The sequence below is a fragment of the Leptospira sp. GIMC2001 genome (assembly GCF_028462125.1).
GTDB lineage: Bacteria > Spirochaetota > Leptospiria > Leptospirales > Leptospiraceae.
Genome location: NZ_CP115468.1, coordinates 3,984,137 through 4,001,560, shown reverse-complemented (window position 1 = coordinate 4,001,560; position 17,424 = coordinate 3,984,137). Strand labels below are relative to the sequence as shown.

At 37.5% G+C, this 17,424-nt stretch carries 16 protein-coding genes and 1 tRNA gene; 7 read left to right on the top strand and 10 right to left on the bottom strand.

What is annotated here, in order from left to right:
- Position 1: 1 nt before the first annotated feature.
- From O4O04_RS19740 to O4O04_RS19720, 5 genes are all read right to left on the bottom strand, one after another.
- Positions 2 to 202 carry a YgaP family membrane protein gene (locus O4O04_RS19740; RefSeq protein ID WP_272533647.1) on the bottom strand — a complete coding sequence of 67 codons (201 nt, stop codon included), beginning with the start codon at positions 200 to 202 and terminating at the stop codon, positions 2 to 4.
- Positions 203 to 347: 145 nt separating this feature from the next.
- Positions 348 to 1,340, bottom strand: a complete 993-nt coding sequence (locus O4O04_RS19735; RefSeq protein ID WP_272533645.1) for a CE1 family esterase — start codon at positions 1,338 to 1,340, stop codon at positions 348 to 350.
- Positions 1,310 to 1,822, bottom strand: coding sequence for a WbuC family cupin fold metalloprotein (locus O4O04_RS19730; protein ID WP_272533644.1), 513 nt, complete (start codon positions 1,820 to 1,822; stop codon positions 1,310 to 1,312). Before O4O04_RS19730 ends, O4O04_RS19735 begins: the two co-directional genes overlap by 31 nt.
- Positions 1,785 to 1,967, bottom strand: a complete 183-nt coding sequence (locus O4O04_RS19725) for a hypothetical protein (protein WP_272533642.1) — start codon at positions 1,965 to 1,967, stop codon at positions 1,785 to 1,787. The genes O4O04_RS19730 and O4O04_RS19725 overlap by 38 nt, the downstream gene beginning before the upstream one ends.
- A gap of 188 nt (positions 1,968 to 2,155) precedes the next feature.
- The gene (locus tag O4O04_RS19720) at positions 2,156 to 3,262 is read right to left on the bottom strand and encodes a glycosyltransferase family 4 protein (protein ID WP_272533641.1); all 1,107 of its coding nucleotides are present in this window, start codon (positions 3,260 to 3,262) and stop codon (positions 2,156 to 2,158) included.
- A gap of 72 nt (positions 3,263 to 3,334) precedes the next feature.
- Between O4O04_RS19720 and O4O04_RS19715 the strand changes: the two genes are divergently transcribed.
- Together O4O04_RS19715 and acs are read left to right on the top strand one after the other, a co-directional pair.
- The gene (locus O4O04_RS19715; protein ID WP_272533640.1) at positions 3,335 to 4,201 is read left to right on the top strand and encodes a hypothetical protein; all 867 of its coding nucleotides are present in this window, start codon (positions 3,335 to 3,337) and stop codon (positions 4,199 to 4,201) included.
- 8 nt (positions 4,202 to 4,209) lie between these two features.
- The gene (gene acs, locus O4O04_RS19710; protein ID WP_272533639.1) at positions 4,210 to 6,174 is read left to right on the top strand and encodes an acetate--CoA ligase; all 1,965 of its coding nucleotides are present in this window, start codon (positions 4,210 to 4,212) and stop codon (positions 6,172 to 6,174) included.
- Here acs and O4O04_RS19705 read toward each other — a convergent pair.
- Positions 6,171 to 7,472: a tetratricopeptide repeat protein gene (locus tag O4O04_RS19705; RefSeq protein ID WP_272533637.1), complete on the bottom strand. Its 1,302-nt coding sequence runs from the start codon at positions 7,470 to 7,472 to the stop codon at positions 6,171 to 6,173. The genes acs and O4O04_RS19705 overlap by 4 nt on opposite strands.
- On the opposite strand from O4O04_RS19705, the gene O4O04_RS19700 reads away from it, so the two are divergent.
- Both O4O04_RS19700 and O4O04_RS19695 read left to right on the top strand, forming a co-directional pair.
- The gene (locus O4O04_RS19700) at positions 7,471 to 9,594 is read left to right on the top strand and encodes a sodium-translocating pyrophosphatase (RefSeq protein ID WP_272533635.1); all 2,124 of its coding nucleotides are present in this window, start codon (positions 7,471 to 7,473) and stop codon (positions 9,592 to 9,594) included. The genes O4O04_RS19705 and O4O04_RS19700 overlap by 2 nt on opposite strands.
- A gap of 116 nt (positions 9,595 to 9,710) precedes the next feature.
- Positions 9,711 to 10,670 (top strand): TPM domain-containing protein, encoded by a 960-nt coding sequence (locus tag O4O04_RS19695; protein ID WP_272533634.1) that lies wholly within the window; start codon positions 9,711 to 9,713, stop codon positions 10,668 to 10,670.
- A gap of 22 nt (positions 10,671 to 10,692) precedes the next feature.
- Here the strand turns inward: O4O04_RS19695 and O4O04_RS19690 are convergent, their stop codons facing one another.
- The 4 genes from O4O04_RS19690 to cueR form a co-directional block, all read right to left on the bottom strand.
- Positions 10,693 to 12,171, bottom strand: coding sequence for a carboxypeptidase M32 (locus tag O4O04_RS19690; RefSeq protein WP_272533632.1), 1,479 nt, complete (start codon positions 12,169 to 12,171; stop codon positions 10,693 to 10,695).
- A gap of 9 nt (positions 12,172 to 12,180) precedes the next feature.
- Entirely contained in the window at positions 12,181 to 12,612 is a 432-nt protein-coding gene (locus tag O4O04_RS19685; protein ID WP_272533631.1) for a hypothetical protein, read from the bottom strand.
- Positions 12,613 to 12,702: 90 nt separating this feature from the next.
- Positions 12,703 to 13,866 carry a DUF3095 domain-containing protein gene (locus O4O04_RS19680; protein WP_272533630.1) on the bottom strand — a complete coding sequence of 388 codons (1,164 nt, stop codon included), beginning with the start codon at positions 13,864 to 13,866 and terminating at the stop codon, positions 12,703 to 12,705.
- A 117-nt stretch (positions 13,867 to 13,983) separates the two neighbouring features.
- Positions 13,984 to 14,373, bottom strand: coding sequence for a Cu(I)-responsive transcriptional regulator (cueR, locus tag O4O04_RS19675; RefSeq protein ID WP_272533629.1), 390 nt, complete (start codon positions 14,371 to 14,373; stop codon positions 13,984 to 13,986).
- Between the two features lie 205 nt (positions 14,374 to 14,578).
- Here cueR and O4O04_RS19670 point away from each other — a divergent pair, with 205 nt between their 5' ends.
- The 3 genes from O4O04_RS19670 to O4O04_RS19660 all read left to right on the top strand — a co-directional run bounded on the left by O4O04_RS19670 (position 14,579) and on the right by O4O04_RS19660 (position 17,281).
- A complete protein-coding gene (locus O4O04_RS19670) occupies positions 14,579 to 14,791 on the top strand; it encodes a heavy-metal-associated domain-containing protein (RefSeq protein ID WP_272533628.1) in 213 nt (70 codons plus the stop codon).
- Positions 14,769 to 17,084 (top strand): heavy metal translocating P-type ATPase, encoded by a 2,316-nt coding sequence (locus O4O04_RS19665; RefSeq protein WP_272533626.1) that lies wholly within the window; start codon positions 14,769 to 14,771, stop codon positions 17,082 to 17,084. The genes O4O04_RS19670 and O4O04_RS19665 overlap by 23 nt, the downstream gene beginning before the upstream one ends.
- Positions 17,085 to 17,210: 126 nt before the next feature.
- Positions 17,211 to 17,281: transfer RNA gene (locus tag O4O04_RS19660), tRNA-Gly, on the top strand.
- Positions 17,282 to 17,424: the final 143 nt, after the last annotated feature.

Sequence of the window (17,424 nt, the reverse complement as noted above, 5' to 3'; positions counted from 1 at the left end):
ACTATTTTCCTTTAGTCGATATTTTCAATGGAATATAAAGTGGGCAGCTTCCAACAAGACTTGTGCCTAAAAGTACAATGGCAATAACTCCAAGTACAATAGCAATGGTACCTGAGATAAACCCACCGAAATACAATCCAGCGACTATTAGTGCAAGCAGTGCACGGACAATTCTATCTATAGTTCCCATATTTAATTTCATTTTAATACCCTCTATTTACAAATTTATTAGAAAAAGATTTTATTGTCAACTAGAACTTATACCCATCAGGGTATAGGGCGGAAGATAGTTTATTGTAAATATTTTATTCACTAATGGAATGTATAAAAAACCGCAAAGTTAGGAATTATCTAGTGAGCATAAAATCAATAATCAATTCACTTGCATCAATTTCGCTTGAAAGATATCCAAAGTTGTTTTCAGAATGATAATAGAATCCGTTCGGCCAAATATGATTCAAATTTTTTATAGCGTAGCCTTCCAATTCAACATTGGATGCACAATTTTTGTAAGTTGTTTTTAGAATAGCTTTAGAATCTTTTCGATTCACATCACTTATAAATTCTGTATTTTGATTCTGGCAAGAGTTGATCCGAGACCAGAAATCTAAACTATCATAGTATGATTTTGTCTCTCCAAGATAGCTGGTTTTTCCATTCAAAGAAGTTTGGATTTTCCCTCCCGAGAAAGGAACAACCTCGTCTTTCTCCCCAAAGATTAGTAGCATGGATTTATAATGTTTAGGTTTGCATTGGTTATAAATTGGCACTGATATTCCAGCTGCAACTGATGAATACTTATGAAATTCATTCTGTTCTGAGCAAGCAAGCTTCCATGTCATGAAGCCTCCGTTAGAAAATCCTAATATTCCAAATCTCCCTGAATCAGTTGAGAAATTATTGATAAAAAAACTTTTTAGATTTAGAATAAATTTTTCATCATCTATATTTTTTTCGTCCGCAATAGATCCTTGGATTCCTCTTCCGTCATTCCAACGATTTCCGTAACCTTGAGGATAGACTGCGATAAAATTTTTTCTTTCCGCATGATCAGAAATTCGAGTTAGATTGATCATGCTCTGAGGTGATCCTCCACCTCCATGCAATATAAAAATTACAGGCAATGGATTTTTTGGATTGTAGGAAGTTGGAAGATAGTAATGGAAAGATCTTTCTATCCCATCTACTACAATTTTTGCCTGAATATGTTTATCATAAGGTATGAAAATTTGGCGAGCCGAACAGCCAAATTGAAAAACAATAACAAAGATTATGCTGAATAAATTGCTGTGAACGAGGTATACTGATTTTAATATGATTCTTCGAAGAGACTTTCCCAATTTTCAAGAAACTGCCCGCAATCTAAATCACCTTCCTTTGGTGCAAAGCTTGCAAATTCCTTATCATCAGATGGATTATAAGGTCCAGATTTGCCTTCGAAACAAACGCAAACATCGGAAAGTGTTACGATACTATGCCAATCTCCTGGTTTTAAGTCAATGCCGTAAATGGGTCCTTCAGACGAAATAAGATATTTATTAATAATAGCGCCCGAGTCATCAAAGATTAAAAATCCTAATTTGCCTTTTAGTGCGATAAAAGTCTCTGGTTTCGCTGGATTTTTATGGCGGTGCGGTTGAACGTAAGTTCCTTTGGTAAGAACATTTAGAAATCTTTGGTAAACTTCTGGTAATTCATGAAAATTGTGATTGGATCGTTTACGATCAGAATGAAGCGCTTTTTCGATTACCAAGTCAAAAAGATTCGTGTCAATAATTTCGTGACTATGCAACTTCAAGAATTCTGGATAGTCTTTCTTCACAGTAAGCCATCAATTCACCGAGACAAGCTGTGCATACTTGTGCTGCTCCCAATTCTACCATCACCTCGCGATGATCTCTCCCAGTTTCCTGAGCAACTCGAACAATCTCATCAAAAAAAACTTCACCGCAGTGGCATTTAATCATTTAAAATGAACCTCGACATTGAGACCAACGTACGAGGAAGGAGCTGAAAAGTCAATAGAAACTGATAATGATTCTCATTAAAGTTAAAAAAAGATAAAGGAAAATTTCAATCCTCACCAATTATTGATCAAAAATTTAGAACATTTTCAGAGCCAAGATCAATTTTGCAAAGACCGAGAATCTTAAATCTACATCATTTTCGCGATACGCAGATAGTTTTTCTGGATTTCTATCACAGTTTTATCCCAATTAAACTTTTTGGAATGTCTTTGAGCCAAACTGGTAATGATCTTTCTTTTGCTTGCTTTTAATTGCAATGATGCGTGCAATTGAGTCGAAAAACTTTCGGCTGAATATGGATCAAAATACAAGGCGCCTTCGCCTAATACTTCAGGCAAAACTGTAGCATTCGAAGATAGTACTAGAGTTCCCATTGCAGAAGCTTCGACAACTGGGAATCCAAAACCTTCATACAGTGATGGAAAGATTAAAATAAAAGCCGATTGATACATCAGTGGCATTTCCCGATCTGAAATTCGCGGTAGAATGATTATTTTCCTTTTCCACTTCTCGTAGGTATCCTTCAAGTAGTTCGGGATTTTTCCTCCAACTCCTGCTATAACCAGGGGCGGCATATTAGCTTCCTTCATCCATTCGTTACCTAAGCAATCTATCAGAAATTTTTGGTTCTTATGACCTTTTCCAATTCCCACTGTTAGAAAGAACTTTTCTGGAAGATTGTATTTCTTTTTAAAAGATTCAACCTTAGAAATTGGTTGGGACCTGTATAAGTAGTGGTCAATACCATTATGAATCACAACAATTCCATTGCTTGGCATGCCAAATTCCCTTTCTATATCAACAGCTGTGAATTCCGAAACTGCTACAATCTGTTTCGATTTTTTAAATATTCTATTTAGGTTAATTCTAAGATAGATTCGTTTTATCCAACTCGAATGGAATTCTCTCATAACCCATGGAATCAAATCATGAATCGTAACTATTGATTTATGCAAATACTTAAGCGGAGCATTGAAATGTGGAATATCTAATAGATCCATTTTCTTCATCAATGGATGACCAAAGAGTTCTCTGATTGAATAGATTTTTGCTTTGTAGCGTATGATTTTGGAATGCTTCGGTAGTATATAATTTTCTAATAGATCTGGATCACCAAAAATATAGAGTTCAGTGTCTGGAAAAGGATCTTTCCAGAATTGAAGAACATTCTGTATTCTTACTCCTATGCCGGAATGGTTGATCATTCTCGCATCTATACCGATTCTAAAAGTCATAATGCATACTGCTTTGATGATCTATTATGGAAAAGTAATTATTCTCTCGACAAACCAGTCAATTAAAGGAAAATGATCGAAAAAAGAGGTTCATCAATGATTGGCAGCATTTTACTACCTATGGATTCAAGTTCTTATACCCAGGCCGGTTTAAATCTTGCTTCCGATATTTCTTCCAAAACAAAAGCAAAACTTTTTGGTATGTCGATAGTCGATGAACCTGCAATAACTGAAACCAAAGCAAAACCTTTAGGATCGGCTGGTTTTTCCGATAGAGCCAAAGAATCTGTATTAAAAGAGGCTTTTGATGCAGCTGATGCTTTATTTCAAACTTTTGATAAGACAGCGAAAGAGCGTAGAATCCAATCTGAGTTTATTAGAAAAACAGGAAATCCGACTGAAGAGATCATTCATGAAATGGTTAAGCATGATCTTTTAGTTATTGGTTCTAAAACTTATTTTAAATATGCAACTCAACGAGAAGAATGCGATACCTTCTCTCATATCACCAAGTCAACTCATAGACCGATGATGATTGTACCAGAAGATGTATCTCCTAATTCATTTAAAGAAGCCGTGATAACAACTGATGGAAGCATCTTATCCAATAAGTCGATCCAAATGTTTGTTCTTACTGGACTTGCCAACCAATATGAAAAAATTACTGTTATATCATCTTCTTCTAATATCGATCAAGCACAATCGAACGTAAAAACCGTTAGCGAATATCTAAGTCATCATAATATTAAATGTATTGAGAAACCGATCCACGCACCTGATACAACTTGGGAACCGGTAATCGGTTACTTTAAAGAGCACAATCCATCTCTTTTGGTAATGGGTGTCTATGGAACCGGTGGAGTGAAAGAATTTTTTGTTGGATCATTTACTTCAGCGATTCTTGGAAAAATCAACTCACCGATCTTTACTAGTAGATAATTTTTGTTATGGCAAAGGAAAGAATTCTCACACCTTCCAAAGAATTCGTTAAAAAATCGAATCTTACTCTCAAATCCTATAAGGAATTGTATAAGTTATCTATAACCAATCCTCAGAAGTTTTGGGGAGAGCAAGCGAAGAGGTTGACTTGGTTTAAGAAGTGGACAAAAGTTTTAAGCCATGACTTTAAAAATGCTAAAGTAAAATGGTTTGAATCGGGTAAATTAAATGTTTCATACAATTGTATAGACCGCCATCTCACAACTCCACTTAAGAATAAAGCTGCATTGATCTGGGAAGGTGATAACCCTGAAGAATCACGCACTTTAACCTATCTAGATCTATACCGCGAAGTAAATAAATTCTCAAATGTAATCAAAAAGTTCGGTGTTAAGAAAGGAGATCGAGTATTAATCTATCTGCCGATGATTCCAGAATTGGCGATAGCTTGCCTTGCATGCACGAGAATAGGTGCTGTTCATTCGGTGGTGTTTGGAGGCTTTTCCCCTGAGGCATTGCACGGAAGAATTGAAGATTGTAAACCTACTTTAGTGATCACTTCCGATGGTGGTTACCGGGGTGGTAAGATGATCGACCTTAAAAAGAATGTCGATGATGCCATTGCTCTATGTAAAGAAAAAATCAAAAATATGATCGTCGTAAGAAGGACTGGTTCGGAGACCAATCTTAATTGGAAAGAAGGACGAGATCATTGGTATCATTACTTGATGAAGGATCAGGCTAATAGCGTTGAGTGTCCTCCGGAAGCGATGGATGCAGAAGATCCGCTATTCATTCTTTATACTTCTGGATCCACAGGAAAACCCAAGGGAGTTTTGCATACTACAGGTGGTTACCTCTTAGGTGCCAATTTGACTTTCAATTATGTTTTTGATTACAAACCAGAGGATACATATTGGTGCACAGCAGATATCGGATGGATCACTGGTCATAGTTACATTTTGTACGGACCTTTGTCTAATGGAGCAACTTCAATAATGTTCGAAGGAGTTCCAACATATCCTGATGCGGGAAGATTCTGGGACGTTATTGATAAGTACAAAGTGAACGTTTTCTATACAGCACCAACTGCCATTCGTGCACTTGCAAGAGAAGGCGTCGATCATGTGAATAAAAGATCACTTAAGTCTCTAAGATTGTTGGGAACTGTTGGAGAGCCAATCAACCCAGAGGCTTGGGAATGGTACAATAAAAATATTGGAAAAGGACAATGTCCTATAGTAGATACATGGTGGCAGACAGAAACAGGTTCCATCATGATATCACCTTTGCCTGGTGCCATTGCGACAAAGCCAGGTTCAGCTACTTTGCCATTCTTCGGCATAAAGCCAGTGTTAGTTGACAATGAAGGAAATGAGATAAAAGATAAAGGTGAAATATCTGGTAATCTTTGTATATCAAGCCCTTGGCCGTCTATGATGCGCGGAGTTTACGGAGATAAAAAAAGATTTTTTGATACATACTTCTCTCAATTTCCAGGATACTATTTCACGGGAGACGGGGCAAGGCGAGACAAAGATGGTTACTATTGGATTACAGGACGTGTTGATGACGTACTAAATGTATCCGGGCATAGAATTGGATCTGCAGAAGTTGAATCAGCACTGGTTGAACATAAATCTGTTGCCGAAGCAGCTGTGGTTGGTTTTCCACATGATATCAAGGGGCAAGCGATCTATGCCTATGTTACGGTCAAACAAGGTGTCGCTACTAATGATGATTTAAAGAAGGAGTTGATCGCGTCCGTTGAGAAGATCATTGGGAAAATTGCAAGACCTGATATTATTCATTGGACTCCTTCCCTACCTAAGACTCGGTCTGGAAAAATTATGCGTAGAATTTTGCGAAAGATTGCCTGTGGAGAATTCGATGGATTGGGTGATATCTCAACATTGGCTGATCCATCCGTTGTAGCAACGATCATTGAAGATAAGAAGAAATATCATTCTTAGTTTTTTTCTTGAGTGAAAGGACCAATTACACGGATCAATTCCGTCTCTTCATTTTCAAGATCACGGTCTTTGAGTTGTTGATTGAGATTTTTGATTTTGCTAATTAATGCAGACTCTACCGAAGGATCGAAATCTTCTTTTGTATTAGATTCTAATATTCTCTGATCAAGAAAATAAATGGCATATACCAAAATCTCTCTATTCTTCGGATAGGTGATCGTTGCTTGCAGTAGTCTTTTTTCCTTCTCTGCATCTTTTGATTTCAAGATCTTTTGAAGTTCTGCAAGCGCTCGCGCATCATGCTCTCGATTGAGAAAATGATAGGTCTGTCGAATCAGAAAACTTACTTCAGACAATTGCCTGTCATTTGACTCACGCAAAATAATCGTATAAGCCCGACGAAATGCTGCAAGTGCTTCAAGCATTCTTTCTTTTTCTTGTAAGTATATTCCGTATCTTATAGAAAAATTTGCATTGTTGTAAAATATTGCATTGGAGTCCACGATTGCTTTTTCTAGATCTTTGTGATCTGATGCTCTAAGTGCTAAGATGAGATATTCGTGAAGAAGTGGATCTCTTGGGAAATACAGAAGGAATTTTCTGGATTGTTCAATAGCTTGATTCCAGTTCTTAAGGGTAATCAGTCTTTGTATATCTTCTCGAATCGCTCCAATTTCTTTTTCATAGTTTTTGTCCCCTTCTAATAATTCCCATTGCTGAATTGCGAATTCGTTCTCTCCAACTTGTCTTGCAAGTATGGCAGACCTATAGATTTGATTTTTATTATCAGGAACAAATTTAAAATAAGATTTAAGAATTTCTAATGAATATTGAGGTCTGCGATCTGTTTCATGGAACACACTCAATTTCAATAAGAGTTCAATCTGTCCTGGTTCGAGTTCTAAGGACTTTTTGAATTCATGGTTTGCTTCTGTAAACTTGCCCATTCTATAATAAGTCTCTCCTAGAATATAATAGAATCTATAATCTAAAGGAACTTGCTTGTCTCTGGCAAGTGTGAGCTTGTCTAGTGCTCGGCCATAATCGTAAGCTTTCAATTTTGCGACAGCTTGATCCAACAATTCATCATAACTATAAGAAGAAGGGGCGGGATACAAAAGTATTGGTGAAAAGAGCAAAGAAATCAAAAACAGAATTGAAAAAATGCTAGAAGATTTTACCAAACTCCTTTTTATAGTTGTGAAAACGTTGCCCATACTATTTCCATCGGAACTTTTGGGCTTTTTCAATCGTTTTGCACCGTGCATTTTTTTTAAAATAGAAAAGAGGTAATTCATGACCCCAGAGATAATCATCATCGCTATGTCCGTATTAGCGATACTTACGGCAATGTTCTACACATACCGGGTCGTAACAATCAAAGTAGGCGGAGTGAATGATACAACTCCCCAAACTGTAAAATTAAAGGAAATCGCTGCTGCAATTGCAGATGGTGCTATGGCATTCTTAGTTAGAGAATACAAAGTAATCTCTCTATTTATTGCGTTCATGGCAGTAATGATTTTCTTACTTTTGGACAATCCTAAAACAGAATTCTCAGAAGGATTGCATACAGCTATTGCTTTTGTTGTTGGTGCTGCAATCTCCTGTCTATCTGGCTTCATAGGAATGAAGATAGCAACTGCTGGAAACGTTCGAACAGCTCAAGCAGCTAAAACTTCTATGAGCAAAGCATTCCGAGTTGCTTTTGATTCTGGTGCTGTAATGGGATTTGGACTTATAGGTCTAGCAATACTTGGACTAATTGCACTTTATATGATCTTCACAGGTTTGCATGCAACAGTTCCAACTCATATTCTAATGGAAGCATTAGCAGGTTATGGCTTGGGTGGTTCCTCAGTAGCACTTTTCGGTCGCGTTGGTGGTGGAATCTATACAAAAGCTGCTGATGTTGGTGCTGACTTAGTAGGTAAAGTTGAGAAAGGAATACCAGAAGATGATCCAAGAAACCCAGCAACAATTGCTGATAACGTTGGAGATAACGTTGGTGATATCGCTGGTATGGGTGCTGACCTTTTCGGATCTGCTGCTGAGGCAACATGTGCCGCTCTAGTGATTGGTGCAACCTCTGCTGCGTTAGCTGGTGATTCTTCTGCCCTACTCTATCCAGTATTGATATCTGCTTTTGGAATTCCTGCTTCGTTGATAACTACATTCTTTGCGAGAATCAAAGAAAATGGTAGTGTTGAGAAAGCGCTAAAACTTCAACTTTGGATTTCAACATTTATCGTAGCAGCTATGATGTATTTTGTAACAGACTATTTCATGATCAACGAATTTGAAATCGATGGTCTGGTCATTACAAAATGGAATGTTTATACATCACTACTACTTGGATTGTTTGGTGGAATGTTGATTGGTTGGATTACAGAAATTTATACATCTCACACTTACAAACCAGTTCGTGAAGTTGTTGATTCTTGTGAGACTGGTGCAGCTACAAACATCATCTATGGTCTAGCATTAGGATATAAATCATCTGTGATTCCTGTTGTAATTCTTGTGATTACAATTGTTGTCTCTTCCGTAATCGCTGGTATGTATGGAATTGCCATTGCTGCGATCGGTATGATCTCAACTATTGCTGTCGGACTTACTATTGATGCTTACGGTCCTGTATCTGACAACGCGGGTGGTATTGCAGAGATGGCAGAGCTTGGTAAAGAAGTTCGTGATAGAACTGATACGCTTGATGCTGCTGGTAATACAACAGCTGCAGTTGGAAAAGGATTTGCAATCGGATCGGCTGCTCTGACTTCGCTTGCTCTGTTTGCAGCGTTCATAACAAGAGCTAGAGCTGAAGATGAATCTCTAAGAAATATTGAGCTATTAGATCCATTTGTATTCGGTGGATTATTATTTGGTGCTATGTTGCCTTTCGTTTTCTCTGCTATGACAATGAAGTCAGTTGGTAAAGCGGCTTTGGATATGGTTGTTGAAGTAAGAAGACAATTCAAAGAAATTCCAGGCTTGATGGAAGGAACAGGTAAACCTGATTACAAAAAATGCGTGGATATATCAACTGCTGCAGCACTCAGAGAAATGATTGCTCCAGGAGTTCTAGTATTGGCATCACCAATTGTTATGGGATATCTTTTTGGTGTGAAGTCGCTCGCGGGTATGCTTGCTGGAGCCTTGGTGTCTGGAGTTGTTCTTGCTATTTCATCTGCTAACTCGGGTGGAGCGTGGGATAATGCTAAGAAATACATTGAGAAGCTTGGCAAAAAAGGTTCTGATCAACACAAAGCTGCCGTTGTCGGTGACACCGTAGGAGATCCTTTCAAAGATACATCTGGTCCTGCGATCAATATTTTAATTAAATTGATGGCGATTACAAGTCTTGTATTTGCTGAATTCTTTGTTCTACATGGTGGAGTGTTAACAAAGTTATTCAAGTGATTGGATAAGATCTAGAAACTGTTAAAAAGTAAAAGCCTCTCGGGATTTTCCTGAGGGGCTTTTTTTATCTTGAATCTCAAAACTACCTATTGCTATTCTAGATTTGGAAACAAATTATGAAAATGTTAACAAATCGCATTCTTACTTTATTTAAACTAGCTATTAACCTCAATGGGGTAAATCGAATACGCACTAATCGCTCTAATCCCTGTATTCGATTTCTATATCTCGTACATTTTGTAACATTTTTCTTGATATCTCCTACATTTCTCCACTCTCAAGATATATCTCAGGTTTTAGAACTTCGTGATCCTGTTGAAGATAAAATAGGGCTTCTATCAAATGAATCAAAACAAGAAATCAGAAATATAATCTACACTTTGCAAAAAGATAAGGGAAGTCAGATTCAAGTTCTGATTGTTAACACAACGGAGCCCGAAGCGATCGAACAGTTCTCTATGCGGTATGCGGAAGCTTGGAAAATCGGACGCAAAGGCGTTGATGATGGCGTTATCTTGGTGATTGCTAAGGAAGATAGGAAACTCAGAATCGAAGTTGGATATGGTTTGGAAGGCGCAATTCCTGATGTTACAGCAAGAAGAATTATCAATGATTACATCACGCCTCATTTCAAAGAAGGAAATTTCGACAAAGGAGTGTTAGAGGGAGTTAAAGTTTTAGATGGTTTGATTCGCGGAGAGTTATCGGATCTTGGTAGTGAAGCAAATCCAAATTACGACACTTCCGATGTTTCTTCATGGAGTACAATTCAATCTGTTCTCGTAGTCATTGGACTTGTAATTGCTTTTATCCTCATAGTCATGGGTCGTTACTTAACAGCTTTTGTTGTTATATTTATATTTTTCGGAATTGGAAGCTTATTTTCAGAAATGAAAAGAGCAGATATACCCTTTGAAACTCTGACATTTTCTGTGATTGCATGGATTTTTCTAACTGCAATTCGACACGGCGGAGGTGGATCAGGTTCCTCTGGAGGTTGGAGTTCTTCTGGAGGCGGAGGCTGGAGTGGTGGTGGTGGAAGTTTTGGTGGTGGTGGATCGAGTGGAAGCTGGTGATTCAACCAGCCTCCAAATCATATTAGATATTGCTTAAATGTTTAATTAAACTTGCACTACTCGGCTCAGAACCCGTCGCTTTCTCAATCAATTCTGGAACCTCGTAAATTCTTCCTTGATGATGAACATTCTTTTTTAGCCATTCGAGCAAATCTTTGGTTTCGCCTGTTTTCGTTAAATGATCTTTGAAAACTGGATTATCGCGAAGAAAGGCTTCATATAGTTGCGCTGAGTAGATATTCCCGAGCGCATAAGTCGGGAAGTAACCAAACGCTGCCATTGACCAATGAACATCTTGTAGCACACCTTCTGCATCGTTATCGATCTTCAATCCGAAATAATCTTGCATCTTTGATCGCCAAAGTTCTGGAAGATCGGATACTTTAATCTTGTCTGCGATAAGATCTCTTTCAATTTCAAATCTAAGTATGATATGCAAATTGTAAGTAACAGGATCCGCTTCTACTCGTATTTTGGATTTCTGAACACTCTGTATATAATTGAAAAAATCATCGAATGGTAGATCCCTCTCTTTGAGTTCCCAACTCTCTAATGCAACAGGATAGTAATAGTTCCAAAATTCTCGGCTTCTACCTACTTGATTCTCCCAAAGACGACTTTGTGATTCGTGAATCCCTAGCGATAGAAATTCTGCTAATGGATTCGGTGCCTCGGGCATTTCTGATAGTCCAGCTTCATACAATGAATGACCGGTCTCATGTAGCACACCAAATACAGCAGAAAGAGGATCCAATTCATCATAACGAGTTGTTATTCTTTTGTCCTTAGAACCTAAGCTTGTTGAAAAAGGATGAGCACTAATATCCAATCGAGAAATATCATGAGAAAGTCCAAGTCGTGGTGGAAGGAGTTCACAAAATTTCTTTTGCTTCATTGCATCAATGGGTAGCTTGAAAGGATTTGGATAGGATTTTGCTTTGGATACAATTGGAACGAGATCTTTCTTAAGATTGTCAAAAAGTTCCGAAAGCATCGTTCCAGTTGCTCCTCTTTCATAGTCATCTAGTAAAGCGTCGTATCTTTCGTTCTCGTAACCATAGTAGTCTGCTTGCACTTTTGCTAGATCAACTAACTCTGATAATGTTTCAGAAAATAAATTGAAATCTTTCTGCTTTTTAGCTTCTACCCATTTCGCATGAGCAATATTGGTTTTCTGAGATAATTTAGTAACAAAATCGGTTGGTAATTTTTTTTGTTTATCTAATCGTCTTGTAATAACTTCCAATTCTCTTTTTCTAATAAAATACTTTGGATCATTGTTATTCTTTTCAATTTCATTGGATGCTGCTTCAAGAGCCCTTGCAAATTCGCTGCCAGTAAAAATCTCGTGAATCAACTTTGTCATTTCGGCAATTTGGAAAGATCTTTCTTCCCTTGCGGCAGCTGGCATCGTGACTTCGCTATCCCAATTTAGGATGCTCTGTATGTTAGAAAAATGTTGAATACGATTGTAGATTTCTCGGTATTTGGAAAATGCCATAATGTACAATCATTGAAGTTGTTTTATAGAAATAAAGAAATATCCTAATAGTAGAAAACTTTTGAGACTCCAGAGAATGGTTCGTATCCAATTGGTCTGATTTAATTTCTGTATTAGTACTAAATTAAAATTTTGAACTAATGCATTGTGAATGGGAACAGAAATGAGGAAAGTAGCAAGCCAAATCAATAGCACCAAAGACGCATTGACAATAGAAAATTGATTCAGCTCCAAAACCAGCCAAGCGATCGATATCAATAGTTCACAGATCATAAACGGAATAACAAGAATGGAGATTCGAGTGGTATGGTTTTTATGAAATTGAATGAATTCATTTTTTCCAACATCATTAAAAGAGGGATAGTGAACCAACTGAATCGTCCAGATCAATCCAGTCAGAAAAATTGTTAGGAAAATCTGTACTAATTTGATGATGAGCATAGCTATTATTGAATTGGTTGAATTAGTTAAATTAGATGAAGTGGTATAGATATATTTAAAATGTTTTGGATTCCATTAAAAATCTAATACCTACAGTTTTGATTTGAGAATCTTTGCTGCCATCGCATATCCACCATCAGCTCCATCAACAAAATGAACTTCACTTTTGGAATCCGAATGCATAAGGCAGGTAAGCAAAGCACGGTCAGAAATATGCATTCCATAAACCAATCTACCTGCCTTCTCTTGCTCATCTAGATATGCAACCATTGACTTTCTTTTGGTATCGGTAAGTGATACCACCATTTTTAAGTCACCATCAAATTTTCGAAAATCAGATGAATTGACTTGATGAGCTTTGAGATCCTTAAGAATATAAATGTCTGATTTAATGGGTAAGCGAAAAAAGATAGCTAGTCGCATAACAAGAGTTTCGATATAAATTCGAGCGAGATTAAAGATTTTTCCCAAACCTCTTGAGCTGCGAGCAGATACCATTGCTTCTTTAGCAAGAATCTTAAATTGATTAACAATATCTAAGTTCGCCTCATTTAGCGGATGGTAATCATTCACATCGCCCAAGATTGTTTCTAAGTTTGTGAAGGTTTTGTTAAAATTTTCTGTATCATCAAACTCACTTAGAAATCGAATAATTAAGGAGATGGTTTCTCCCTGAGGTGATGGTATGTCCTTCCAGCGGCAAGTAAAACCATTGAAGTTAGCTAGAATTGGAGTGGGTTCGTCATCACCGATGGTATAAGGTGAATTGAATTCTTTGACCCAGCTCTCGGCTTGACCAACACCTGGTCCACGCAATATCGCTTGTTTATAATATTTGCTAATGGTCCATTTGCCAACAAGAATAGGCTTATTCTGGATTTTTAGCTTGGCGATAGGAACAACACCCACGCGAAGATCCAAATCAAAAAAGTTTTTTACACTTTTCTTGGTATCCATTAGGACAGAACGCACGTCTGCGAGAATATTGCCAGGAATAAGAAAGGTTATTCCGTCACCACCGAATACAAATGGATGTTCCATATCAGTGACAAGATTGGACAAAGCCATTGCACAGAGTCCTCCGGAAATATTTACATCCTTGTATCTTCCTTCTTCAATAGCTTTTGTAGAATTCTGAACATCAGTAACAACGATCCACCAATCATCCGGAACTTCGGTATAAGACTCGGATCTAAGTAAATCACTGAAATTCGAAATTGCTGGTAGATTGCGATAAAAATCATTGCCACTCATTGCTTGTTAGACTGATTCTAAATAGTTTAATTTAGTATTTCGCACTACTGTTTTATTCTTTTCTAAAGTTTCTGCCTGTGATAATCATTTTAAAGTAAGCATAGTATTTGGAAAATTTCAAGTATCACTTAGCTTTTTGAGAATAGGACAATCTGGCCTATGATCTCCGTGGCAATTGTGGACAAGATGTCTCAAGGAATCTGCCATATCCTTCATTAGCTTGAGCTTATTTTCTAACTCAACTAAGTGTTTATTTGCAAGCAATTTTACCTGCTCACTAGTTCGTGATTTATTTTTCCAAAGGCTCAATAGCTTTTTTATATCAGGCAGAGAAAAGCCCAATTCTCTAGCACGTTTGATAAATCTTAAATTATGAATATCAGATTCTGCATAAATGCGATAGCCTTTCTCTGTTCTGGCTACTTTACTAATTAATCCGATCTCTTCATAGTGACGAATGAGCTTAGAACTAACTCCAGATTCTTTAGATAGTATTCCAATATTCATTAATATTCTCCTTTTTTAGGTTACTTAGACAAGCTTACAATAATGTTAAGGTTTGGAAATTTACTATATTTATAGAAAAAACTGATTCACTTTTTTCTATAAAGTTGAATTTTTTTTGTTCTTGGGTATTGACATTCCAATAGTTGGAAGGTATAGACTGGCATCATACTAAGATATAAATTACCATTAATGGAGAATTAAAATTATGAATATTGAATATAGATTAGAAGGAATGACTTGCGGACATTGTGAAATGACAGTGGAGGAAGTGTTTTTGGATAACGGATTCCAGGCAAAAGCAGATAGATCGAGAAATATAGTTACATTGGATTCTGAAATCTCGGAAGACAGTTTGTTTAAAATCAAAGAAAATTTGCAGGAAGGAGGATATTCCCTTGGAAACAAAATCAATTCTTAAAGAATCAGAAGAAACTGAAAAAGAGGTCACTCTTGATTTGTATGGTATGACTTGTGCAAACTGTGCACTTCGTATAGAAAAAGGTTTGATCAAACAAGAGGGAGTTCAAGAAGCAAGAGTAAATTTTGCAAGAGAGACAGCCTACGTTAAATTTGATGGAAGTATACAAAAGGAAGATCTATATGAGAAAGTAAAATCATTGGGATACTCAGCTTCGGAACATTCCGAAGCAAATAGATCACTAGCTGAAGACAAACATAAGGACGAACTACGGAAACTTAAAAATAGATTCTTTATATCAGCTGGATTGTCCTTACCACTTCTCTATACGATGGTTTCACATGTAGGCTTTCTATCTTTTCTACCGCTTCCAACCATTCTTATGCATCCTTGGTTTCAGTTTATACTTGCAACTCCTGTGCAGTTTTGGATAGGTTTTCCATTTATAATGGGAGCCTATCGTGCACTTAGGAATGGCTCAGCGAATATGGACGTGTTGGTTGTAATGGGAACTTCGGCTGCTTACTTTTATAGTCTTGCATTAAGTATAATTCATGGATACAATCAGTCGGATCTGTTCTATATAAATAGTTTAGAACATTATGAACATCTTTCGAGTCTGGGACACTCTGTATTTCCGGCTCTATACTATGAGACTTCTGCCGTTCTACTCACAATAATCTTAGTTGGCAAATGTATTGAGACTGTAGTTAGAGGACAAAGTTCGCAAGCGATTGAGGCACTTTTTAATCTAAAGGCTCCTAAGGCATTAATTAAAAAGGAAGAGTCTTGGGTTGAATTACCATCAGAATACATTAAAGTCAATGACGTGATAATGGTTAAAGCGGGTGAAAAAATCCCAACGGATGCGAGTGTGATCGAAGGTGAAAGTTCAGTTGATGAATCTATGTTAACTGGAGAAAGTCTACCCGTAGAGAAGAAGCCCAGTTCACAAGTTATGGGCGGTACGATTAATGGTTCAGGAACTTTGATCATTAAAGCTAAAAAAGTTGGATCAGACACGGTTCTTGCATCTATTATTCGAACTGTTGAGGAAGCTCAGGGATCCAAGGCTCCATTGCAGAAAATTGCAGATAGAATTTCTGGAATTTTTGTTCCTATAGTTGTCTTTATCGCTGTCGCAAATTTCTTTCTTTGGTTGTTCATCTTGGAAACAGGGAATCTTCCTGGTGCTTTAGAAAAAGCAATAGCAATTCTTGTGATTGCTTGTCCCTGTGCGCTTGGCCTTGCAACACCCGTGTCATTGTTAGTTGGAACGGGTAGAGCTGCAGCGAGAGGAATTCTTTTCCGGAATGCTGAGAGTTTGGAACTAGCTGCATTCATTGATACTATAGCTTTTGACAAGACGGGAACTCTCACTGAAGGAAAACCGTACGTTGTGAACTTTGCAACAAATACGGAAGAGTCAATGATAAATGATTTTCTGATATTGACTGCATCCATCGAATCAGGCTCAGAACATCCATTGGCTAAAGCAGTAGTAAACTATGCTAAAGTGAAATCCGTTAGTCTTTTACCTTTCCAAGACATCCAAGTTGAATCAGGTGGAGGAGTGAGTGGAATAGTAAATGATTGGAAAGTGAGTATAGGTAAATTGAGCTTTTTACAATCAAAAAATATTCATATCGATGCATCGTTACTAGAACAAGCTAAACTATGGGAGAGTGCAGGTAGTACCGTATTCTTTGCGGATGTGACAAATTCGAATCAATCTCAACAAGGAATATTTGCTATGGAAGATAAACTTAAAGAAAATTCCATAAAGGCAATCCAGGAACTTAAAAAGTTAGGTATAGAACCTATTCTTCTAACAGGTGATAATGCTAAAACAGCCGAGAAGATCGCAAAGGAAGTGGGTATTGAAATTTTCCATGCATCCTTACTACCGATCGATAAATTAAATTGGATCAACAATTTTCAGTCCCAAAATCGTAAGATCGCCATGTCGGGCGATGGTATCAATGATGCACCAGCTTTAGCGACTGCTGATTTAGGAATCGCAATGGGTACTGGAACGGATGTTGCTATCGAAACAGCTGGAGTTGTATTAGTCAAAGGTGATTTGGAAAGATTAGTCGATGTCATAAAAATCAGTAGAAGCACAGTACGAAATATTCGACAAAATTTCTTCTGGGCTCTTGGATACAATACGTTGGGAATACCTATCGCTGGTATTGGATTGCTTGCTCCATGGCTAAGCGGAGCCGCTATGGCGTTTAGTTCTATATCTGTTGTATTGAATGCACTCAGCCTCAATCTAAAAAAGGATTGAGTCGTATGTCCTTTTAGAATCTAAAAGGACATAATGAAGCTATCGGATATTGTCTATCGGCAACTTCTATGATTCTTCAAAAATGTTGACTTTAGACCCTCGCTAAAAACACTGTCCTTACACAATGCGGGTGTGGTGTAACGGTAGCACAGCAGCCTTCCAAGCTTCTGGCGAGGGTTCGAGCCCCTTCGCCCGCAGGTCGAAGGGACGTAGTCCCTAAGCCCATAAACTTTGCTGGTAGCCATCAGGCGGTAAGCAAAGTTTGAGGTGAGTCCTACAGACGAACCTTGGGGGACTAAACTTCATTCTTAAAAAGACGTCTCCACAATTCTAACTTAAT